The sequence below is a fragment of the Streptomyces sp. TLI_55 genome (assembly GCF_900206255.1).
GTDB lineage: Bacteria > Actinomycetota > Actinomycetes > Streptomycetales > Streptomycetaceae > Streptomyces > Streptomyces aquilus.
This window is the reverse complement of the sequence record NZ_OAOJ01000001.1, coordinates 4790369-4810972: the sequence shown is the minus strand read 5'-3', so window position 1 is coordinate 4810972 and position 20604 is coordinate 4790369. Positions and strand designations below refer to the sequence as shown.

At 73.1% G+C, this 20604-nt stretch carries 18 protein-coding genes; 10 read left to right on the top strand and 8 right to left on the bottom strand.

Translation table 11 applies throughout. The features are described 5' to 3' along the window. Positions 1-126 precede the first annotated feature (126 nt). Positions 127-426 (bottom strand): META domain-containing protein, encoded by a 300-nt coding sequence (locus CRP56_RS22020; RefSeq protein WP_179851086.1) that lies wholly within the window; start codon positions 424-426, stop codon positions 127-129. Between the two features lie 106 nt (positions 427-532). Between CRP56_RS22020 and CRP56_RS47160 the strand changes: the two genes are divergently transcribed. Beyond that, positions 533-1309 (top strand): hypothetical protein, encoded by a 777-nt coding sequence (locus CRP56_RS47160; protein ID WP_097266517.1) that lies wholly within the window; start codon positions 533-535, stop codon positions 1307-1309. 502 nt (positions 1310-1811) lie between these two features. Here CRP56_RS47160 and CRP56_RS22010 read toward each other — a convergent pair. After that, the gene (locus CRP56_RS22010) at positions 1812-3155 is read right to left on the bottom strand and encodes a helix-turn-helix domain-containing protein (RefSeq protein ID WP_097266515.1); all 1344 of its coding nucleotides are present in this window, start codon (positions 3153-3155) and stop codon (positions 1812-1814) included. A gap of 145 nt (positions 3156-3300) precedes the next feature. Between CRP56_RS22010 and CRP56_RS47650 the strand changes: the two genes are divergently transcribed. Next, positions 3301-3474, top strand: coding sequence for a hypothetical protein (locus CRP56_RS47650; RefSeq protein ID WP_179851085.1), 174 nt, complete (start codon positions 3301-3303; stop codon positions 3472-3474). A gap of 7 nt (positions 3475-3481) precedes the next feature. Here the strand turns inward: CRP56_RS47650 and CRP56_RS22005 are convergent, their stop codons facing one another. Further along, complete coding sequence (locus CRP56_RS22005) at positions 3482-7252, bottom strand: nSTAND1 domain-containing NTPase (RefSeq protein WP_097266513.1); 3771 nt, start codon at positions 7250-7252, stop codon at positions 3482-3484. 249 nt (positions 7253-7501) lie between these two features. On the opposite strand from CRP56_RS22005, the gene CRP56_RS22000 reads away from it, so the two are divergent. Together CRP56_RS22000 and CRP56_RS21995 are read left to right on the top strand one after the other, a co-directional pair. Beyond that, on the top strand, positions 7502-8494 hold the full coding sequence (locus CRP56_RS22000) for a ribosome-inactivating family protein (protein ID WP_097266511.1): 993 nt from the start codon (positions 7502-7504) through the stop codon (positions 8492-8494). 359 nt (positions 8495-8853) lie between these two features. Further along, positions 8854-9633, top strand: coding sequence for an NPP1 family protein (locus tag CRP56_RS21995; protein WP_097266509.1), 780 nt, complete (start codon positions 8854-8856; stop codon positions 9631-9633). Between the two features lie 56 nt (positions 9634-9689). Here the strand turns inward: CRP56_RS21995 and CRP56_RS21990 are convergent, their stop codons facing one another. Next, a complete protein-coding gene (locus CRP56_RS21990) occupies positions 9690-10235 on the bottom strand; it encodes a tellurite resistance TerB family protein (RefSeq protein ID WP_097266507.1) in 546 nt (181 codons plus the stop codon). A 126-nt stretch (positions 10236-10361) separates the two neighbouring features. On the opposite strand from CRP56_RS21990, the gene CRP56_RS21985 reads away from it, so the two are divergent. The 3 genes from CRP56_RS21985 to CRP56_RS21975 all read left to right on the top strand — a co-directional run bounded on the left by CRP56_RS21985 (position 10362) and on the right by CRP56_RS21975 (position 14243). Further along, positions 10362-10895 carry a GNAT family N-acetyltransferase gene (locus CRP56_RS21985; RefSeq protein WP_097266504.1) on the top strand — a complete coding sequence of 178 codons (534 nt, stop codon included), beginning with the start codon at positions 10362-10364 and terminating at the stop codon, positions 10893-10895. Positions 10896-10923: 28 nt separating this feature from the next. After that, positions 10924-12159 (top strand): amidohydrolase, encoded by a 1236-nt coding sequence (locus CRP56_RS21980; RefSeq protein ID WP_097266502.1) that lies wholly within the window; start codon positions 10924-10926, stop codon positions 12157-12159. Positions 12160-12293: 134 nt separating this feature from the next. After that, a complete protein-coding gene (locus tag CRP56_RS21975) occupies positions 12294-14243 on the top strand; it encodes a YncE family protein (protein ID WP_257040873.1) in 1950 nt (649 codons plus the stop codon). Here CRP56_RS21975 and CRP56_RS21970 read toward each other — a convergent pair. Together CRP56_RS21970 and CRP56_RS21965 are read right to left on the bottom strand one after the other, a co-directional pair. Then, on the bottom strand, positions 14233-15291 hold the full coding sequence (locus CRP56_RS21970; RefSeq protein ID WP_097266498.1) for a hypothetical protein: 1059 nt from the start codon (positions 15289-15291) through the stop codon (positions 14233-14235). The two genes, CRP56_RS21975 and CRP56_RS21970, sit on opposite strands and share 11 nt — an antisense overlap. A gap of 69 nt (positions 15292-15360) precedes the next feature. Further along, positions 15361-16536 (bottom strand): PP2C family protein-serine/threonine phosphatase, encoded by a 1176-nt coding sequence (locus tag CRP56_RS21965; protein ID WP_257041968.1) that lies wholly within the window; start codon positions 16534-16536, stop codon positions 15361-15363. A 154-nt stretch (positions 16537-16690) separates the two neighbouring features. On the opposite strand from CRP56_RS21965, the gene CRP56_RS21960 reads away from it, so the two are divergent. Continuing rightward, entirely contained in the window at positions 16691-17134 is a 444-nt protein-coding gene (locus CRP56_RS21960; RefSeq protein ID WP_097266496.1) for a hypothetical protein, read from the top strand. 71 nt (positions 17135-17205) lie between these two features. Here CRP56_RS21960 and CRP56_RS21955 read toward each other — a convergent pair whose 3' ends face one another. Then, positions 17206-17730: an SH3 domain-containing protein gene (locus tag CRP56_RS21955; protein WP_097266494.1), complete on the bottom strand. Its 525-nt coding sequence runs from the start codon at positions 17728-17730 to the stop codon at positions 17206-17208. A gap of 203 nt (positions 17731-17933) precedes the next feature. Between CRP56_RS21955 and CRP56_RS21950 the strand changes: the two genes are divergently transcribed. Next, positions 17934-18467: a hypothetical protein gene (locus CRP56_RS21950; RefSeq protein WP_097266492.1), complete on the top strand. Its 534-nt coding sequence runs from the start codon at positions 17934-17936 to the stop codon at positions 18465-18467. Here the strand turns inward: CRP56_RS21950 and CRP56_RS21945 are convergent. Beyond that, on the bottom strand, positions 18382-19710 hold the full coding sequence (locus tag CRP56_RS21945) for an aminotransferase-like domain-containing protein (protein WP_097266490.1): 1329 nt from the start codon (positions 19708-19710) through the stop codon (positions 18382-18384). The two genes, CRP56_RS21950 and CRP56_RS21945, sit on opposite strands and share 86 nt — an antisense overlap. Positions 19711-19813: 103 nt before the next feature. Here CRP56_RS21945 and CRP56_RS21940 point away from each other — a divergent pair, with 103 nt between their 5' ends. After that, positions 19814-20563 carry an alpha/beta fold hydrolase gene (locus tag CRP56_RS21940; RefSeq protein WP_097274335.1) on the top strand — a complete coding sequence of 250 codons (750 nt, stop codon included), beginning with the start codon at positions 19814-19816 and terminating at the stop codon, positions 20561-20563. Positions 20564-20604 lie beyond the last annotated feature (41 nt).

Below are 20604 nucleotides of genomic sequence, written 5' to 3'. Positions count from 1 at the left end.
GGACCGTAACAGGAGGGTCGGCCCGGGGGCGACGGCTTTTCCGTCCCGGGAACCGGCCCGGGCCGTCTCACCGCCTCAGGGTGATGACGTGACCGTCCGGGCCCGTGAGGGTGAGGGTGTGGGCGGTCACCCGCGTCTTGTGACGGTGGACCGCCCGGCATCCACGACCGCCGCGCCCGAGAAGCCGTTGCAGCCGTCATGGCCGGTGCCGGTGCGCTGGTCGGCGTCGAACGTCAGCCCCGCGCGGGAACCTTCCGGCACGGTGTGGGTGACGCCGTTCTCGGTGATGGACTGGGCGTGCCATGCGACACCGGTGAGGACGGGCGGCGGGGTGCGCGGACCGGCGTTGTCGGCCCGTGCGACGGATGTGGTGGAGAGGGCGGCTGTCGCCACGGCCGTGGAGGCGAGGAGGAAGGTTCGCTTCATGGCCGTGTGACGTGACGGCAGGAAGGGCGGTTCCGGGGTGGGAGTCGCGTAACCCATACAGACCGGACCAGTGGTGGCCCCTCAGTCGCGGTGATCCCTTGGGAGCATGACCCGTCGCGTCCTCCTCGCCGTCGCGCTCGTGCTGCCTCTCGCGACCACCGCCTGCTCCGCCATCCGGACGGAGAAGGCGGCCCCGGCCACCGCCGCTCCGTCCGCCGCCAAGACCTCGGCACCCCCCGCCTCCGCCCGCCCCACCCCCGCGGCCGTGCCCGCCCTCACCCCCGCCCAGGCGCAGGCCGCGCTCGTCACCTACACCGACCTCGGCGAACCCTGGGCGCCCACCGAGGGTGCCGCCACCTGGCGGGACGGGCTGCTCAAGGCCACCGCCAACGCGCCCGACTGCCAGAAGCTGCTCGACGCCCTCTACTCCGAGCGGCTCTTCGGCGCGGGCGCCCAGGTGCGGGCCGCGACCGGGCTGGACGACACCTGGAACGACGCCCAGCTGCACCACCAGGTCGTCGCCGTACGTCCCGCCGACGCGGACCGGACGCTGGCCTGGCTGAAGACCCTGCCGAAGAAGTGCGGGACGTTCACCGCGGCGACCGCCACCGGCGCCGTCCAGAACGCCGCCGTCAGCGATCCGCGGCTGCCGGGGATCGGGGACGCCCGGCAGGCGCTGCGGCTCACCCTCACCGGGGAGAACGCGGACGGCGACGAGACCGTGCTCACCCTCGACGTGGCCGCCGTACGCGTCGGCGACGACGCGCTGGTCCTCACCAACGGCGGCCTGGGCGACGTCAACCCCGAGGTCACCCAGGCGGTCGCGGAACTGGCCGCACAACGACTGGCGGACGTCCGCAAGCAGGCTCACGTAGAGATCTGACCGGGCACGGCGTACCCGGTCTGAACCGAGTCAAGTGGCCCGTTCCGGCCGCCTCGCCCGGCACTTCACGAAGGGGCGTTCACGAAGGGGGCTTCACACGGTGGGGGCGGCTCGCTACCGTCGGTCGTGGTGCGAGTCAGGAAGCGGACGCCCACGACGTCCATCCCGTGCCGGAGCCGCTCATGCCGCTGCCCTCGTGCCGTCTCACCCCCACGCCCCGGGCGCTGCGGCCCGGCCCAGACCGCTGAGAGACCTGTCCCCGACCCCGCGACGCCGACCGGGGCGTCTCCCGCCGCTCCGTGCGGGGCCGGGGATGTCGGGCGAGGACCGCGCAGGGAGCCGCGGGCCCTCGCAAGGGGCGGCCACCCCCGGCCACCTGGGCGGTGGCCGCCCCGCCAGAGCAGGGCGTGCGTGCCGGACCGGGGCGCCGAGGACGGTTGCAGAGGGGGCTGAGGCCGGGCCGTGCCCCGGGGTGAGCGCGCGGGCGTAGGGCCGAGGACGGTTACAGCGGCGGCTGGGCCGGGGCCGGGCCCAGGGTGGTGGTGCCCGGGGCCGTGCGGTGGCCCAGGCCGGTGCGGTAGGCGTCCAGCGCCGCCTCCACCCGGCCCTCCCTGCGGAGCAGGTCGCCCAGCAGGCGGCACAGGTCGGCCAGGTCGCCCGCGGCGCCCGCGCGTTCCAGGAGGCTCAGGGCGCGGACGTAGTGCTCCTCGGCGGTCTCCGGGTCGCGGGCGTCCTCCGCGATGATGCCGAGCAGGCGGTGCGCGGCGGCGGAGTGGACGGCGCCGCGTTCGGACGAGAGGTCGCCGAGGACGTCGTGGAGGAGGGCCGCCGCTTCGTCGGACTTGCCGCGGCGGTGCAGTACGTCGGCCAGCTCCACCGCGGCCTGGCTGGAGTAGAGCGCGGCGCGCTTCGCGGACAGCATGGCGAGCGCCTGCCTCAACTCCGCCTCCGCCCGCTGCAGTTCGCCGTTCTGGGCGCACACGTACCCGCGCATCCAGTGGCAGTTGGCCAGTTCCGTACGCAGTTGCAGTCCGCGGTAGAGCTCGGCGGCCTTGGCGAGGGAGGCGTCGGCCTCGGCGACGCGGCCCTCGGCGATGAGGGTGCGGGCGACCGAGCGGTGCATGCGGGCGACCAGCGCCGGGTCGCCGGCCTGCGGGGCGAGCGCGAGGGCGAGTTCGGCGGCCTGGGCGGCGCGGGCGTGGGCGCCCATGTCCATGTACGGGCCGATGATGCTGGCGTACAACAGCAGCAGCGCGTCGGGGTCGTGGAGGCCGCCGCGGTTGAGCTCGTCGAGCGTGGACTCCAGCAGGTAGACGGCGTACCGGAGTTCACCGGCGAGGTAGTGCGCGAGGGCGCGGCCGCGCAGGGCGGGCACCCGGGCGGGCAGCGGGGCGTCGGCGAGGACGAGTTCGGCCCGTTCGAAGTACCGCCGCCCCTCGACGAGTTCACCGCTCTCCACGGTCGCCTCGCCGAGCCCGATCAGGGCGTCGTACTGCGCCTCGGCGAGGTGCAGTTCCTCCGCCTCGGCGAGCAGGGCGGCGAAGCTGCGGGCGGCCTCCTCGGTCTCGCCGGTGGCGAGAACGCGCTGGGCCTCGATGAGCCGCAGCCGCAGATCGGTGACGAGCCGGGCGGGGCGGCCGGTGGTCAGCTCGTCGAAGGCGACGCCGAGGCGGTCGGCGAGATGGCGCAGTGCCTGGTCGGAGGGGCGGACCCGGCCCGACTCCAGGGTGGAGATGTAGGCGGCGGTGTACGCGGGTTCGGCCAGCTGCCGCTGGGTCAGGCCGCGTTCGACCCGGAGGTGTTGCACCCTGCGCCCGATGATCTCCGGGTCGTCACGGTTGGACATGGGTCAACTCCCCCTGCACCTCTTGCCGTTAGGCTGCGCCGGGCTCTAGGTTAAACGGCGTATTAAGCCTGCTTAATAGGCAGTACGTAAATAGGCGGGGAAAAACCGTCAGCGCATTCGTCACCGTCGTCACTGCGAGGTCGTCGTGCTCGAACGCACCAGCACCACCGAGCGTTACGCAAGGGGCGTCATAGCCGCCGTGGTCGCCGTGGCGGCCCTGGTCCTGGCGGCGAACGCGGGGCCCGCGCGGGCGGCGGAGCACGGGCCGTACCGGCAGGCAGGCCAGGTGCGACAGGTCGAGGACGTCCAGCGCGGCTGAGCTCGCATCAGTCGCCGCACACCTCGCGGTACGGCACGTCCCGCACGTACGCCCGCCACTGCGCCCGCGTCAGCTCGCGCGCTCCCGCCCGCGCGCACACCGACGCGACCGCCCGGGCGGGGTCGATGACGTAGCGCTGGAGCGGCACGTGCGCGCTGCCCGCGTACACCGTGCCGCTGTCGGCGCCGAACGCGACCGTGTCGATCGGGTCGCCGGGGGTGGACAGCAGGCCGCCCAGCGGCTGCTGGGTGGCGATGTCCCACAGCTGGAGGCTGCCCGCCTCGCCGCCCACCGCGAGCGTGCGGCCGTCGGGGCTGACGGCGAGGGCGCTGACGGCCTCGGAGGTGTCGTCGCTGACCGGGTCGGGGCCGCCGTCCGGCCAGCCGGTCTCGCCCTCGGAGAGCTCGGGGAAGACGTTGGGCAGGATGCCCTCCCGCTGCCGGATCGCCGTGTCCCACAGGGCCACCCGGCCCGTCTGGTCCCCCGCCGCGAACCGTGAACCGTCCGGGGCGAAGGCGAGGGCGCCGATCTCGTCGCCCTGGACCAGGTCGCGTCCGGTGGTCCTGCCGCCCGGCAGGTTCGCCGTCCGGTTGTCGCCGGCCAGGATGCGGCCGTCGGGGCGGACGGCCAGGTGGCTGCTGGACAGGCCGGTGAGGATGGCGGTCCGGCGGTGGCGGGCGAGGTCCCAGGTCTCGTTGGTCAGCTCACCGATGCCCGTGGTGCGGGTGAGGTGGAGCGTGCGGGCGTCCGGGCCGAGGGCGAGGGCGATCACCGCCCCGGCCGAGGTCTTCTCCGCCAGGTCCAGTGTGGTGCGGACCCGGCCCCGGGTGACGTCCCAGACGGTGAGGCGCTGCGGGGAGGCCTCGTAACCGGGCGCCGAGACGGCGTACGCGAGCGCCTTGCCGTCGGGGGTGAAGGCCAGCAGGGGGAGGGTGTACTCCGGCTGTACCGGGCGGGAGGGGTCGTGCGAGACGCCGGGCGGTGGGGGCGGCGGGGTGCCGAGCAGGCGTCCGTCGTTCGTGGCGCGCAGTTCGAAGCGGTAGGTGTCGCCGGTGCGTCGCGCGGTGGCGAGCGTACGGCCGTCCGGGCTGATCAGCGCCTGGTCCACCGGCCGGTCCCGCCAGGCGGGCGTCACGGCCGTCGCCACGTCCACGGTGTGGACCGTGCCGCCCTCCAGATAGCGCAGGACCGGGCGGGCGGGGTCCCAGGCCAGGCCGCCGAGGTGCTGGTTGTTGAGGAAGTACCGGAACACCGGGGAGCCGTACCCCAGCCGCCACAGCGTGACCTCCTTCCCGTCGGCGAGCGCCAGGAACCTCCCGTCCGCGCTGAAGGCGGCGTACCTGACTCCGGTGCGGGCGAGGTCGGGCAGCCGTTTACCCGACCGGACGTCCCAGACCCGTACGCCGCTCGGGAGCACCGCGGCGAGCCTGCGTCCCCCGCCGCCGAGCACCAGTTGCACGCGCTCCTGGCCGCAGATGTCGCCCGCGCGTTCCCAGGGCCCGTGCACCGTGCGCCCGTCCGTGAGGTCCCGCACCCGCGGCGCGCCGCCCTTCCCGGGGGGACAGAACGCGATCAGCCGGCCGTCCTCGCTCGGCGTCACGGTGTCCGCCGCCTCGAACAGTGACTTCCCGTTCGCCGCCGAGTGCACCGCCGCCCGGGCCCCGTCCACCCCGCGCACGGTGTACGTGCTCGGGCCGAAGTCCACGACGGCCGACGTCGGCAGCCGGTCACCGGTCCAGTGTCCGGCGGCCGTGTCCCACAGCCGCACCCCGTCGCCCCCGCCCGGTTCGAGGACGGCCAGCAGCCGCCCGTCCGGGCTCGCCCCGACCGCGAGGCCGGCCTCGGGCAGCCGCCCCTCGGCGGTCCGCCGGTGCCGTGCCACGTCCCAGGTCCGCCAGGTGCGCCCCTCGACGCTGAGCAGGGTCCGGCCGGAGTCCGTCAGCCGGCGGAAGGGGCCGTCGCCCGGTGCCCGGTCGCTGAACGCGTCCACTTCCTGCTGGTCGACCGCGCCGAGCAACGCCTGCCGGGTCTCCGGCAGCCGGGACACCCGCCAGGCGGCGACGGCCAGCAGCCGCGCGGTGTGCGGGTCGGTGGTGCTCAGCCCTTCCGCGACGGCGGCGATACGGCGGGCCACGTCGTCGACGCGGTGGCGCTCGTTGTCCCGGCCCTGCGTCCACGCGGAGAGCCCGGCGATCAGCGCCACCGCGACGACGGCCGACAGGACGCCCACCGCGGCCCGCGACCGGCGCGTGGCACGGGCCGCGGCCCGGCGTTCCGCCTCCCGGGCGGCCAGCGCGGCGGTGACGAACTCGCGCTCCGACGCGGTCAGGAACTCGTCGTGCTCGTGGTCGGGGAACAGCTCCGCCACCCGGTCCAGGCGGGTGCCCCGGTACAGGGCGCCGGAGTCACGGTCGTGCTCCAGCCAGACGCGGGCGGCCTCGGTCAGCCGCCGGTGGTGCCGCAGCCGCTCCCGGTTCTCCTCGATCCAGCCGCGCAGCCGCGGCCAGCTGGTGATCAGCGCCTCGTGGGCGAGCTGCACGGCGTCCTCGTCGACCGTCAGCAGCCGGGCGCGGGCCAGCCGCTCCACCACCACGGGCACGTGCGGGCACGCCCACTCCTGGCGCTCCGCCCGGGTCAGCGGGCGCCGGGTGTCGGGGGTGCCCTGGCCGGGCTCGACCATCCGCAGCAGCAGCCGCCGCGCGGCGTCCGCCTGCTCCTCGGTCAGCTGCCCGTACGCCTCCTCGGCGCTCGCCGCGATGGCGCCGCGCACCCCGCCGGCCGCCTGGTACGCGCTCAGGGTGAGCACCCGACCCTTGCGCCGCCGCCAGGTCTCCAGCAGGGCGTGCGAGAGCATCGGCAGCCCGCCGGGCTCGTCGAGGACCTCCTCCACGATCCGCGCGGTCAGCTCCCGCTCCACCAGCAGCCCGGCCGCCTGCGCGGGCTTGACGACCGCCTCCCGCAGCTCCTGCGCGGTCATCGGACCGACCAGCAGCCCGGCGCCGCACAGCGTGTCCGCCAGACCGCGGTGCTCACCGCAGCGGGCGTAGAAGTCGGCCCGTACGGCGATGAGCACGCGCAGCCGGCTGTCCGGGTCCCGGGCGGCGAGCAGCAGGTCGATGAACCGGGCCCGCTCGGCCCGGTCCCGGCACAGGGTGAAGACCTCCTCGAACTGGTCCACCACCACCCAGCTCTCCGGCTCGTCGGCGGCCGGGGTCAGCAGATGACCGTAGGTGGCGGCGGGCCGGTCGCCGGGCGTGAGCACGCGCAGCACGGCCTGCCGCCCCCGGCCGGCGATCTCCCGCTGGAGCCGGGGGATGAGCCCGGCCCGCAACAGCGAGGACTTCCCGCTGCCGGAGGCGCCGAACACCGCGGCGAACCGGTGCCCGCACACCAACTGGAGCAGGTCCTCCGTCAGCTGGGCCCGCCCGAAGAACAGCCCCTGGTCGGCCGGCTCGAACCGGGCGAGGCCTCGGTACGGCACCACGTCCACGTCGTCGTCGCGGACCTCCCCCGCCACCTCCGCCTCGGCGTCCTTCCACCGCGGCTCCCATGCGTCCGGGTCGCCGCCGCAGGCCTGCACATAGCCGCGGACGACGTCGAGGGACGGCAGCCGTTCGCCGGCCGCGGCCTGCGACAGCGTTGTCGCGGAGAAGCCGGCCGCCTCGCTCATCTTCCGGTACGAGGGGCTCCCCGCGGCCTTGCGCAGCTCACGCAGCTCATGCGCGAGCCGTGGGATGGGACCGGCCGTCGGGTCCAGGGGTCTTTCCGGGCGCCCCATGCGCACACCTCCGTACAGTCCGCGCAGTCCGCGAAAGGGACATCGCGCGCGACGAACGTACAAGCCGCCTGGTGACGCCCGGGTTGCCGCCAGGTGACATACCGGCGATTCGGCACGTGACGTCCGTCAATCCCCTTCCGGCAGGAAGTTGATCGACCTGACAAAAGGGGCCTGCCAATCAACGCTCCGGTTGCGAACGTCGGTGGGGCAAGGCCCGATCCCGGCACTCCGAACACCTGGAGGACACGCATGGCACACACCGACGAGAAGCCGCGGCAGCGCACGCGCAGGCTCACCATCGGCATGATCATCACCACTCTGGTGCTGTCGATCTTCGCCACCCTGGTCGGCCCGCTCGGCCAGCTCTCCACCGCCTCGGCCCAGGACCGCATCCCCCGCTTCCAGGTCGGCAACCAGAACAGGTGGGACTACTGGGGCTTCATCAACCAGATCCGCCGCCAGGTCAACGGCTCCGACAACCGGGTGCCGGGCTCCAGTAACACGATTGATCACACCGCGGGCGACCGGGACTGGATCGACGTGGACATACAGATGTGGGAGAACCCCAACTTCGTCCGTATCCGGCTGCGCCGTGGGGACCTCTACCTGATGGGCTGGTGGTCGAACGACGGCGTCTACAACCGCCTGGGCGGCGAGGCGGAGTCGGGAACGCCGGCGGTGGCGTGGAACAACCAGGGCCAGGTGACCCAGTGGGCGCCGAACCGGCCCACCAACTTCAACGCGGACTACCCCAACCTGGAAAGCCGGGCCGGTGTCGCACGTAATGAGATGGGCTTCAGCCGGGACTCTCTGAACACCGCGGCCTGGAACCTCTACAACGCCCGGACGCCCACCGACCGTGACGGCGGCAACCAGGCGGCGACCGAGATACGGAACCAGGCCCGCGCGGTCCTGACCATGACCCAGTTCCTCTCGGAAGCCACCCGCTTCCGAGGCATCGCCACCAGGCTGGGCTATGCCAACGACGCGGCGTCCGACCACGACCCGGTGTACATCCCGTGGCAGGTCGTCGGGTCGGAGAACAACTGGGGCACCCTCAGCAACCGCTTCAACCGGTGGCTGCAAGCCGCGAGGGCGGCGGGCAACGCGGGCGTCCCCGATCCGGACCGCGGTGACCGGATGGGGGCCTTCACGATCGACAACTGGAACAACCTCGTCGGTGTCACGGTCACGGCCCTGGCCGACTACGCCCTCATCCTGAACACGGCCAACAGGGGCTGACCCGACCGGCATTGATTGCCCTGATCAGACGGGCTGCCGATCAACTCTCCGGCTGCCAGTCTTGAGTCCGTGCCCCTCATCCCCCCCGAGGAGCACACGCCGGTGGACACCCCCCGTCCACCGCCCGGCCGCCGGTGGACGCCCCCCGTCCACCGGCGGCCTTCTTGCGTGGCGCGGGGCCGCGCGCTCACCGTTGCGAGGCCGGGCCCGCCTTCGTCCACAGCTGTGGACGACGCGCCGAAAACAATTGAACGACCTGGTCAGAGCATGCCGCTGATCAATTCTCCGTGCTCCAGTCTCGGTGTCGTCCCGCCGGATTCCCGGCAGGACGAACCAACCGAACCACTGGAGCACCTCACATGCCGCAGACAGCCACGCCCCGCCGACGGTCCCGACTCGCCAAGGCCGCCCTCGTCCTGGGCAGCGCCGCCGCCCTCACCGTCGGGCTGACGGGAAGCGCGAGCGCCGGGGTCCTGAACCCGCTGCCGTGGAACGCGAGCACCTTCCAGAACAAGTACATGCCGTACTTCGACTACGACAACGACGGCTGCTACCCCGCGGCGGCGGTGGACGCGAGCGGACACCTCAACGGCGGCCTCAACCCCAGCGGCTCGATCACCGGCGGCTGCCGGAACGACCACCTCGGCCATGCCAACACCTACTCGCAGTCCCGGTGCGAGAACGGCTGGTGCGCCTACGTCTACGCGCTGTACTTCGAGAAGGACCAGACGCTCAACGGCGCCGACGCCTTCGGACACCGGCACGACTGGGAGTCCGTCGTGGTCTTCCAGAAGCAGGGCGAGGAACGCCCCCGCTACCTGGCCGCCTCCCGGCACGGCGACTACAGCACCCACCCGATCAACGAGGTACCGATGGACGGCAACCACGTCAAGATCGTCTACCACAAGGACGGCGCGAGCACGCACGCCTTCCGCTTCGCCAAGTGGGGCGAGGACACGGAGGCCTGGGGGCCGGGCAACCACTGGGACACCCCGGCCCTGGTCACCATGGAACAGATGCCGCAGGCGCCGCGCGACGCCCTGTGGAACTCCACGTGGGGCAGGGCCAACTTCCCGCTGACCAACAACCTCGTCAACAACATCAACAAGGCCCGGCCTTCGGAGGTCCCGGCCTTCTGACGCGACCGGCGGCCGACGACGCGTGCTCTGCCTGGGCGTCGTCGGCCGCCACGGCATCAGAGCTGGAACTCCACCGGGTTCAGGTTCAGCGCCGCGCAGGCCTCGCGCAGGACCATCTGCTCGGCCTGCGAGAAGTGGCCGTCGGCGCCGGCGATGACGATGCCGGTCTGGACGACCGCGCGGGCCTCGGTCGGCTTCTTGGCGGCCTTGGCGATGTCCTGGAGCGCCTCGGCCTTGCCCTGCGCGAAGTTGCGGGTGAGCTGCTCGACATGCTTGTGGAAACGCGTGCGCAGCTGCTCCGGGGGGAAGTTCTGGAGCACCTCGTTGGTGAGGATCATCGACTCCATCTGCTGCATCTCGGACGCGTCCACCTGCCCGTCCGCCGCCGCGACCAGCGCGCACATCGCCATGCTCGCGTCCCGGTAGGCGCCGCTCTTCAGCTCGGCCTTGATCGAGCCGAGCTGCGTCTTGAACAGCCCGACGAGCTGAGCACGCGAGCCACCGCCATGAGACCCTCCACGCGAACCGCCGCCGCGCCCCCCGCCCTGCACCTGCTGCTGCAAGCCCTTGGCCTGGTCCTTGAGCCGATCGAACAGTGCCATTGACGTCACCTCGGTGCTCGTACTCGCCTGACTGATCTCACCCGCACAACGGCTGCGCCTCGGTAAAGGTTCCATCAAGCCGGGAGCAGCGGCCGGCCGTCCCGTGCGCGCGCTACGGTGCCCGCCATGAGTGATCTGGGACCCGTCGCCTGGCCGCCCGCCCCGATCCGGACCGAACGGCTCGTGCTCCGCGCACCCGAGGCCCGGGACCGCACGGCGTTCATCGAGCTGCTCGCCTCGGCGGACGTGCACGCCTATCTCGGCGGTCCTCGATCGCGCGACGCACTCGAACGCGAGACGCCCGAGGTGCCCGAGCGGTGGCCCGGGAGCTTCGTCGTCGAGGCGGACGGAGGGATGATCGGCCAGCTCCTCCTCAGGCGGGCGCCGGAGCACGCTCGTCCGGCCGCCGCGGGGAAGGTCGATCTCGGGTACATGTTCCTGCCGCGCGCGTGGGGGCGCGGATACGCCGGCGAGGCGTGTTCGGCGGCACTCGACTGGCTCGCCACGGCGCTGCCCGGGGAGCCGGTGGTGCTGCACACCCAGACCGCCAACGTCCGCTCCATGCGGCTCGCGGCGAGGCTGGGGTTCGCCGAGGTGGAGCGGTTCGTGGCCTGGGAGGCCGAGCAATGGCTCGGTATACGGTCCCAGGACGGACCTTGAAGACACTCCTCGGCATACGCTGCCCCGCATGACCTCCCCCGCAGCCCGCACCGCGCTGGATCTGACCGCCGGTCTCGGCCTCCCCGATCTGGAGGAGTTCTACCGGGATCTGCACCGCCACCCCGAGCTGTCCCGGCAGGAGCACCGCACCGCCGGGCTGCTTGCCGGGCGGTTGAAGGCGGATGGGTACGAGACCGTCGAGGGCATCGGCGGTACCGGCGTCGCGGGGGTGCTGCGCAACGGGGACGGGCCCGTCGTGCTGCTGCGGGCCGATATGGACGCCCTGCCGGTGACGGAGGAGACCGGGCTGCCGTACGCCTCCGAGACGCCCGGCGTGATGCACGCGTGCGGGCACGATCTGCACGTGACCTGGCTGGCGGGCGCGGCTCGGGCGCTGGCCGCCGGGCGGGACGCCTGGAACGGGACCCTGGTCGTCGTCGGGCAGCCCGCCGAGGAGACCGGCAGCGGGGCGGCGGCGATGGTCGCGGACGGGCTGTACGCGCGCGTGCCCCGGCCCGATGTGCTGCTCGGGCAGCACGCGGCACCGGGTCCGGTGGGCCTGTACCCGCATGTTCCGGGGCTGATCCTGTCCGCCACCACCGACGTCGAGATCGTCGTGCACGGGCGGGGCGGGCACGGGTCGCGGCCGGAGACGACCGTGGACCCGGTGCTGACGGCGGCGTATCTCGTCACCCGGCTCCAGAGCGTCGTCAGCCGGGAGATCGCGCCGCGCGAGTCGGCCGTGCTGACCGTGGGCCGTATCGAGGCGGGCACCGCGCCGAACATCATCCCGTCCACCGCGCGGATCTCCCTCAACCTGCGCACCCAGTCCGAGGCCGTCCGGGACCGGATGGTCGCCGCGATCCGCCGGATCGCCGAGGGCGAGTGCCATGCCGCGGGCTGCCCGCGCGAGCCCGAGGTGACCGTCGGCGCCTCCTTCCCGGCGACCGTCAACGACGCCGAGGCCGACCGGCGGGTGGCCGCCGTGCACCGCGAGGTCTTCGGCGACGGCACGGTCTTCGACCCGGGCCCGGCGATGGGCAGCGAGGACTTCTCCCTGCTGGCCGCGGCCGGGCAGCCGTACGCCTACTGGTTCGTGACCACGACCCCGGCCGCGACCTGGGACGCGGCACCGGGCGGCGACGACCTGTTCGCCAAGCTCGACGCGATTCCGAGCAACCACAGCCCGCACTTCGCACCCGATCTGTCGGCGGTGGGGACCGGTGTGCGGGCGCTCGTCGCGGGGGCCCTCGCCCACCTATGACCCCTCTGACGTCGTTGTCCGTGGCATGACTTAGTCTTCGCTCACTCGCCACACGCGACGCACAGGTCCCGCACGTGACCGGCCGCGTGGGGCACCTTCACATTCGTTCCGGGGGGTTCGAAACAGAAGTGCGTATGCGCTCCCTCGCGGCCGCCACCACGCTGGCGGTCCTCTTCAGTTCGGCGGCTCTCACCGCCACTCCGGCGTTCGCCGACTCGGTCAAGCCCGTCTCGGCCATCGAGGACGCGGCCCTCACCGTCGTGGACGGCACCCACCAGCGGGTCTTCATCAGCGATCCGTCCACGAACCAGATCGCCGTCACCGACAACGCGGGCACCCTCATCGGCACCCTCACAGGCCTGCCCCAGGTCCTCGGCCTCGCGCTCAGCCCGGACGACAGCACGCTGTACGCCACGGTCTACGGCGCCGACAAGATCGTCGCGTTCGACACGGCGACCCTCGCGCAGACCGCCGAGTACGCGACCGGTTCCGGGACCACCCCGTCCGGCCTCGCCTACGCCGACGGCAAGTTGTGGTTCAGTTACGGCGACCAATCGGACGCCGACCTGGGCATGGTCGACCTGACGGCTGAGACCCCGACGGTCACCCTCGGCCTCGCGGTGGGCCACGACTTCTCGAGCCCGCCGTCGCTCTTCGCCGACCCCGACAACCCGGGCACGCTGGTCGCCCTCGACGGGAACAGCTCCGGAGCGATCGTCGTCTACGACATCTCCTCCGGCACCCCGGTGCTCCGGGTCACCGACAACAAGGGTGGCTTTTACCACGATGCCGCCTTCACCCCCGACGGACAGAACATCGTCGTGGCCGGACCCGGCACCCGGGCCCTCACCGAGTACCGTCTCTCCGACCTGACCGAGGTGCGCACTTACCCCGTCCCCTCGGAACCGCTGGGGGTCAGCATCGCCCCGGACGGCACGGTCGCGGCCACCGCCGAGGACACCGAGGACGTGGGTGACACCTACGTCTTCCCCACCGACACCAGCAAGCCGGTCAACGTGCGCAACCTGTCGCGCGAGTGGATGCCGTACGGTCACAAAATCAACTGGTCGGCCGACGGCAGCAAGCTGTTCCTCGTCACCGACACCTACTACACGCCCCAGTTCCGGGTCGTCGACGAGCCCCGCAAGTACGCGGCGACGCTCAAGGTCAACGCCCCCGCCTCCGCGCCCCGGGCCAAGACCCTGACGGTGACCGGCACGCTCACCGCCAACCTGGCCCTGCCCGCCGGTACGCCGATCACCGTCACCCGCACCGACCTGGAGTCGCCGAACGGCAAGTCGCTCGGCACCAAGTCCCTCGGCACGGGCGGCAAGTTCAGCTTCACCGACGTCCCGCCGGCCGGCGCCAAGGTCAAGTACACGGTGGCGTACGCGGGCGACGCCGAGCACACGAGCGCTTCCGCCTCCGACACCGTCGACGTCTCGCGCGCCACCCCGACCCTGACGCTGAACAACAACGGCAAGGTCTACGCGTACGGCCAGGACGTGAAGTTCACCGCGCACCTCGGGACGACGTACAAGAACCGCACGGTGGAGATCTGGGCCGACCCCTACGGCTCGGACAAGCCCAACAAGCTGGTGAAGACCGGCACCGTCAACGCCGACGGCAACCTGTCCGTCGTCGTGGACCTCAAGCGCAAGACCAAGCTGACGGCGAAGTTCGCGGGCGACGCCCGCTACGCGCCGCGGTCGGTGAACAGCACGGTCGGCGCCAAGGTGTCGATCGCCACGTCGGTCAGCGGCTCCTACAAGTCCAAGTCCACGTGGGGCCACACGTACTTGTTCTTCCGCCAGTCCAAGGACCCGGTCGTCACCGCGAAGCTGCCGCCGTACGGGGGCCGCACCCAGCTGCTCCAGATCGAGTACTGGTCGGGCACCAGCTGGGTCACCACGTACCGCGAGTACTTCAAGCTCGACTCGGCCGGCAAGTCCGCCGTGCAGCTCACCGGCACCCCGCCGACGGGCGTCCGCTTCCGGGTCCGCAACTCCTACGTCAGCGGCTCGGGCGACAGCGTGAACACCACGACGTACGGCTCCTGGAAGTACTTCACCTTCACGAAGTGAGCGTCTGCAACTGACTGAGGTGCTTGTGCACATGGTCCAGGGCGCCCTCCCGGCGCCCTGGCACCCGAGCCCTCAACTCCGCCAGCGCGGGCCCCAGTTCGCGGGCCCGCGCCGGGTCGTCGATGCGGCCCCACTGGTGGTGGGCGCGGTCGACGGCGGCCTCCACGGCGGGCGCGTCCGGCGCCTGCCCGGCCGTCAGGCGCGTGGTCGCCACCGCCAGCCAGGCCCGGCAGCTGCGCACCGGGTCCCCGGCGAACATCGCGAGGTCCGCCCGGACTTCACTCCAGTGCAGCGCCTCCTCGGAGGCGGGGCCGTGCGCCCGGACGGCGTTCAGCTCGTGGTGCGCGGCGAGCGCGTCCGCGTCACCGTGGCGCCGGGCGGCGACGGCGGCCGAGATCAGGGCGTGCGGATCGCCGGCCTCGGGGCCCTGCGCGCTCAGCACGTAGCCGACACTCTCCTGCGGGAGGCGGCTGAGCGCGTGCTGGTGCAACTGGTCGAGGGGCGGCCGGTGTCCGCTGCGCAGGATCGTCGCGATCGTCTTCATGTACGCGGGCGTGCCGAGGCTGCGCCGGGACGGCGGCGGGGCGATCCGCCCGTACACCGCGTTGTTGCGGCCGGTGTCCAGGGGGTTGGCGCGCAGCCACTCCCAGGTCTCGGGGTCGGCGTGCAGGTCGAGGACGAAGGCCGTCGCGCCCGCCGGGCGCAGCCGCAGTTCGTCCTTGAACCAGTGCCAGGGGAACCCGTTGTAGCGGACCGTGGCCGGGGTGGTGCGGGCCAGCGCCAGGTGCGGCAGCCGTTGGCGGCGGTCCAGTTGGAGCTGGCCGGTGACGAAGACGGTGAGCGGTCCGGGGGCGGCCGCGGCGGCGCGCAGCCGGGTCAGCACGGCCTGCGGGTCCAACGGGTCCGCCAGTTCCACCACGTTGGCGGTGTCCGCGCCGGACAGCACGGCGGGCGGCACGGCCGCGAGGACGGGCAGGACGGACGCGGCGTCGACCAGACATCCCCTGCCCGCCGGTGCGGCGGCCAGCAGCAGCACGGTTCCGGGCATCGGTCCCTCCCCATCCCCCGTCGATCACGTACGTCAGCACCGTAACCGCTGCGGCTGCAAAGGTGGACCTCAGGACGGGGAACGTCCCTTTCGGCCGGTTCCTGGGAGTGAACGGCGGACCGCGAACACCGTGGTGTCGTCGGCGAGCCGGCCGCCGCTGTGCCGGAGCGTGCCGTCGCGGACGTGGGCGACCAGGCGGCGGGGTTCGGCGGCCCGCGGATCGGCGGCGACGGCCCGGGCGACCTCCGTGGCCAGCGGGTAGAAGGCGCCGTCGGCGTCGCGGGCCTCGGTGACGCCGTCGGTGGTCAGCAGGAGGGTCTCGGTGCCGGCGAGGGGGACGCGCTGCACGGGCGGCGGCCCGTCGGCCGACAGCTCGCCGAGGCCCAGCGGGAGTCCGGTGCCGACCGGCAACCGCCGTACCCCTTCGGGGCCGACGGCCAGCGGGGGCTCGTGGCCGAAGACGACGACGTCCACCACACCGGAGGCGTCGTCGGGGAAGCCGATCAGGACGGCGGTGGCGAAGCGGTCGCCGTCGTCGCGGCCGAGGGCGGCGAGATGCCGGCTGTGGCGCAGCATGCGCAGCTCCAGGCGCTCGGCCACGGTGCCGAGCGCCTCGTGGTACCCCGCCTCGCGGAACGTGCCCAGCAGCGCGGCCGCCGCCTCCACCGCGTCGAGGCCCTTGCCCTGCACGTCGCCGACGAGGACGCGGGTGCCGTGCAGGCCCTGCTGGACGTCGTAGAAGTCGCCGCCGACCCGGGCCTCGACGTCGGAGGCGAGATAGACGGCGGCGTGGTCGAGGCCGCCCCAGTCCGGCGGCAGCGGGCGCAGCACCGTGCGGCGGGTGGTGTCGGCGACGTCATGCATGTGCAGCATGTGGCGCTCGCCGCGGACTCTGACCACGCAGGCGAGGACGGCGAGCGCCCCGCCGATGCCGACAAGGAGGAAGTCGGCCAGTCCGCTCCGGTACCAGGTCGGGTAGGAGGAATCGGCGAGGACGTAGGTGAGCAAGGCGAGCACCGCGAAGCCGGCCGTGCCCCGCACACCGCAGATCGCGGCGGCGATACCGGGCACCAGCACGACCCAGGTGATCATCCGGAACTCGCCGGCGGTGTAGAAGTCGATCAGTGCGATCCCGGCGAGCATCAGCAGCGGCGGCACCCAGGCGAGGCTGTGCCCGCGGACCCGCAGCAGCTGCTGCCGGCGCAGGACGTCGCCCTCCGCGGCGGGCCGGGGCCGCCGGGCCATCGGACCGCGCCGCCCGCCGACCGGCCCAGGGCCTGCCCGACGCATCATGCACTTCAGCGAAACACGGGGAGACGGGGGCCGCACTCCGACTTGCCAGGCCCCTCTCCCAGGTGTGCTCTGGTAGGCGGGGGCGAGGAGAGAGAGGAGTCCTCTCATGGCTCATGCGGCACCCGCGTCCGGCGCCAGGTCCGGAACGGCCGGACGGTCGCCCGACGTCTTCAGCCCGCAGGTCCACACGGCGGCCCGGTACGGGATTCCCGTCGTCCTGGGGCTGGTCTACGGCTACTGGGCCGCCGCCAACCGGCGCGGCGGCGGCGAGATCACCGGCTGGAACATCCTGTTCGGCTTCGTGACCGCGCTGGCGTTCATCGTGCTGTGCCTCGCGGTGGCGACGTTCGCTCCGATGCTCAAGCGCGAACTGCACTCGCTGGTGAAGTCCGCGTTCGCGGGCGCGGCGGTCGGCTTCCTCTACAGCCAGACCGGCGAGAGCGTCCTCAGGTCCGCGGCGCTCGGGGTGGCCGTCACGGCGGGCATCTTCGGCGTGTTCTTCTACCGCTACTACACGCGCGAGGACGCCGAGGGCAACCGCATCCGCTGACGCGCGGAACGCGCGGACGCGATCGGCAGAAGGGCCCGGCAGCAGCTGCCGGGCCCTTCTGTCTCCCTCTCTCACCCGCCGGCCGAGGAGCCGGTCACGCTGAAGCTCCACGAACCGGAGAAGCTCCAGGTACCGGAACTCGACACGCTCCAGGAGTCGTTCATGTACGGGTCGTCCCAGTTGCTCCAGGATCCGTCCTTCCACTCGGGACACGGATCGGAGCAGGTCGGCACCCCGCGCCCGCCGGTGTCGACGAACGCGGCGCTCGCCCAGCCCTGGGCGCCGACGAGCCAGTACCAGTAGGGGTTGCCGTTGACTCTCTGCCCCAGGACCTTGCAGTCCACGCGATCCTGGCTCCACGGCGAGAGCTGGTCGACGACGGGCGAGTGGGTGGTGGGCGCGGCCCTCACGTTGAGGTCGACGCCGGAGACGATGGTGCCCCAGATCGGACCGCCGGAACCGCCGCCGCCACCGTGTCCGTCGGCGTAGGTCGGCGGGGTGACGGCCGCGGCCGTGGTGCCCGCTGCCGCGGCGACGAGGGTGCCGCCGGTGAGCAGGGCCGCGGCCAGGGTCCGCAGGGCCGGAGTGGTGCGCATGGATCGGCCTCCTTCTCCCCAGAACCAGGAAACACCCGTTCGGGTGAACCCTCCACCGGAGAGCGGGAGGGCTTGGGGGGACTGGCTTCCGGACGGCTGGAAGGGCTTGGGGCGACCGGCTTCCGGTCGGCGGGACGGGTGCCGTACACCCGAATGCAGTGCCCCCGCTCGCGCCCCCGCCCGCCGCGGCCTTGCCTGGAAGGGTGCGCCCACGCCTTCGCAACGCCCTCTCGGCCACCCTCATCGGCCTGGCCTGTCTGCTCGTGCCGTTCAGTGTGCTGGCGTCCTGGGCGGCGTACTGGACGACCGTCGAGCTCGCCCAGGTAAGACGCCAACTCACCGACGCCTACGTACCGTTCGACCTCGCCGGATTCTGGCTGCCCGTCAGCGCCCTGGTGCTGGCCGCCGCCGGGATCGCGGTCGCCGCCTGCCGCCGCCGCGCGGTGACGGCCACCTCGCTGGGCACGGCGCTCGGCGGCGGGCTGCTGGGCCTCGCGGTCGCCGTCGGCCGCCGGATGACCCTCGCCGACCTGCCCGACGCCGACCACCGCAGCGCCGCCGGTGTCATCTACGACACCCTCACCGGCACCCTGCGCGCGGTCTCCTGGCTGCTGGTCGCCCTCGGCCTCACGGTGGCCTGCGCGACCTGGCTCACGGCCCGGTACGCGCGACGCCGGCAAGTGTCCGCAGTGCCCGTCGCAGATCCGGCACCGCGGCCGACGCGAGCCCGAGCCTGACCGCGTCCGGCGTGCGGCTGGGGTCGACGGCGAAGGCGGGGCCCGGCGTCACCGCGATCCCGTGCGCCGCGGCGGCGGCCGTGAAGGTGTCGGCCCGCCACGGCGCGGGCAGCTCCCACCAGGCGTAGTACACCTGCGGATGAGCCCGTACGGCGAACCCGTCGAGTTCCTCGGCGACGATCCGCTGCCGCAGCGCGGCGTCCGCCCGCTTGGCCTCGACGAGCCGCTCCACCACCCCGTCCCCGATGACCCGCACCGCCGCCTCCAGCGCGAACCGCCCCGCGCTCCACCCCCCGGACCGGATCGCGGCGGCGACCGCGTCGACCCGGTGCTCCGGTACGACGGCGAAGCCGGCTGTCAGCCCCGGCGCGACCCGCTTGGAGAGGCTGTCGACGACGTGGGTGAGGGCGGGAGCGTGGGCGGCGAAGGGAGCGGGGGCGTCGGGGTGCAGGAAGGACCAGATGCGGTCCTCTACGACGGCTAGCCCCAAGTCGCCTGCCGCATGCGCGAGTTGCTGTCGCCGCTCGTCGCTCATGGTCCGGGACGTCGGGTTGTGGAGCGTCGGCTGGAGGTAGAGCGCGGACAGCGGGGCCGTGCGATGGACGGCGAGGACCGACTCGGGCAACGGCCCGTCCTCGTCGGCGGCCAGCGGCACGAGGACGAGGCCGAGACGGGCGGCGATCTCCTTGACCAGCGGGTACGTCAGCGGCTCGACGCCGACCCGGCCGCCCGGGCGCACGAGGGAGGCGAGGGTGGCGGCGATGGCCTGCCGGGCGTTGCCGGCGAACAGGACCCGGCCGGGTTCGGGACGCCAGCCCGGGGTCGCGAGAAGGGCCGCCGCGGCCTCCCGGGCGGGTGCCGTGCCGGTGGCGGCGGCCGGGAGGAGTGCCTCGGTGAGGACGTCGGGGCGCAGCAGGGGCGTGAGGAGCGGGGCGAGGAGCTCGGACTGGCCTGGCACGGCCGGGTAGTTGAGCTCCATGTTCACCGGCGCGGCACCCGCCTGCTCGATGAGGGCCCGGCCGGTGGGGTCGTGCGCGGCGGCCCGTACGAAGGTGCCGCGGCCGACCTCGCCCACCACCAGCCCCCGCCGTACGAGTTCGGCGTACACCCGCCCCGCCGTCGACCCGGCGATCCCGCGCCGCCGGGCGAACTGGCGTTGCGGCATGAGCCGTTGGCCGGGTTTGAGGCGCCCGGCCGTGATGTCGTCGGCCAGCCGGTCGGCGATGGCCCGATAGTCGTCCACAGTCCCCGTCCCCCACTTGCGTCTTGCGTCCTGCGTCTCGCGATTGCACCGAGGGCAAAGATCTTATTGCACCGAGGAGCGAGGGCGGCCTAGGGTCGTGATCATGACCGATCCCGCACCCCTGGTGCTGATCCACGGCCACCCCTTCGACCACACGATGTGGACCCCGCAGATCGAGGCGTTCGCCGACGACCGCCGGGTGATCGCCCCCGACCTGCGCGGCTACGGCGCCTCCCCGGTGCTCCCCGGCGTCACGGAGTTCGCCGACTTCGCCCGGGACGTCGCGGCGCTGCTGGATGACCTGGGGATGGGGGCCGCCGTCCTTGCGGGCCTGTCGATGGGCGGGCAGATCGTCATGGACTTCCATCGCCAGTACCCGGACCGGGTCCGCGGCCTGGTCCTCGCCGACACCTTCCCGGCCCCGGAGACCCCCGAGGGCGCCCGGGCCCGCAACGCGATGGCGGACCGGCTGCTGCGCGAGGGCATGCGCGGGTACGCCGACGAGGTGCTGGAGAAGATGGTCGCCCCGTACGCCGACGCCCGGGTCAAGGCGCACGTGCACAGCATGATGACGGCGACCTCCCCGGAGGGCGCCGCGGCGGCCCTGCGTGCCCGCGCCGCCCGCCCCGACTACCGCGAGCTGCTGGCCCGGGTGCGGGTCCCCGCGCTGGTCGTGGTCGGCACGGATGACGAGTACACCCCGGTCTCCGACGCGGAGGCGATGCACGCGGCGCTCCCCGACGCGGAGCTGCTGGTGGTGGCCGGAGCCGCCCACATGCCGAACCTGGAGCGGCCCGAGGAGTTCAACGCGGCGCTGGGGGCGTTCCTGGCACGGGTGGACGGCCACTCGTAGGGTCGGGTGCGTGACGCACCAGTCCATCACGGGGGACACCG

Excerpts from the sequence above, each read along its gene's own strand:
- CRP56_RS22020 (WP_179851086.1), bottom strand. The coding sequence starts at position 426 with ATGAAGCGAACCTTCCTCCTCGCCTCCACGGCCGTGGCGACAGCCGCC.
- CRP56_RS47160 (WP_097266517.1), top strand. The coding sequence starts at position 533 with ATGACCCGTCGCGTCCTCCTCGCCGTCGCGCTCGTGCTGCCTCTCGCG.
- CRP56_RS22010 (WP_097266515.1), bottom strand. The coding sequence starts at position 3,155 with ATGTCCAACCGTGACGACCCGGAGATCATCGGGCGCAGGGTGCAACAC.
- CRP56_RS22005 (WP_097266513.1), bottom strand. The coding sequence starts at position 7,252 with ATGGGGCGCCCGGAAAGACCCCTGGACCCGACGGCCGGTCCCATCCCA.
- CRP56_RS22000 (WP_097266511.1), top strand. The coding sequence starts at position 7,502 with ATGGCACACACCGACGAGAAGCCGCGGCAGCGCACGCGCAGGCTCACC.
- CRP56_RS21995 (WP_097266509.1), top strand. The coding sequence starts at position 8,854 with ATGCCGCAGACAGCCACGCCCCGCCGACGGTCCCGACTCGCCAAGGCC.
- CRP56_RS21990 (WP_097266507.1), bottom strand. The coding sequence starts at position 10,235 with ATGGCACTGTTCGATCGGCTCAAGGACCAGGCCAAGGGCTTGCAGCAG.
- CRP56_RS21985 (WP_097266504.1), top strand. The coding sequence starts at position 10,362 with ATGAGTGATCTGGGACCCGTCGCCTGGCCGCCCGCCCCGATCCGGACC.
- CRP56_RS21980 (WP_097266502.1), top strand. The coding sequence starts at position 10,924 with ATGACCTCCCCCGCAGCCCGCACCGCGCTGGATCTGACCGCCGGTCTC.
- CRP56_RS21975 (WP_257040873.1), top strand. The coding sequence starts at position 12,294 with ATGCGCTCCCTCGCGGCCGCCACCACGCTGGCGGTCCTCTTCAGTTCG.
- CRP56_RS21970 (WP_097266498.1), bottom strand. The coding sequence starts at position 15,291 with ATGCCCGGAACCGTGCTGCTGCTGGCCGCCGCACCGGCGGGCAGGGGA.
- CRP56_RS21965 (WP_257041968.1), bottom strand. The coding sequence starts at position 16,536 with ATGGCCCGGCGGCCCCGGCCCGCCGCGGAGGGCGACGTCCTGCGCCGG.
- CRP56_RS21960 (WP_097266496.1), top strand. The coding sequence starts at position 16,691 with ATGGCTCATGCGGCACCCGCGTCCGGCGCCAGGTCCGGAACGGCCGGA.
- CRP56_RS21955 (WP_097266494.1), bottom strand. The coding sequence starts at position 17,730 with ATGCGCACCACTCCGGCCCTGCGGACCCTGGCCGCGGCCCTGCTCACC.
- CRP56_RS21940 (WP_097274335.1), top strand. The coding sequence starts at position 19,814 with ATGACCGATCCCGCACCCCTGGTGCTGATCCACGGCCACCCCTTCGAC.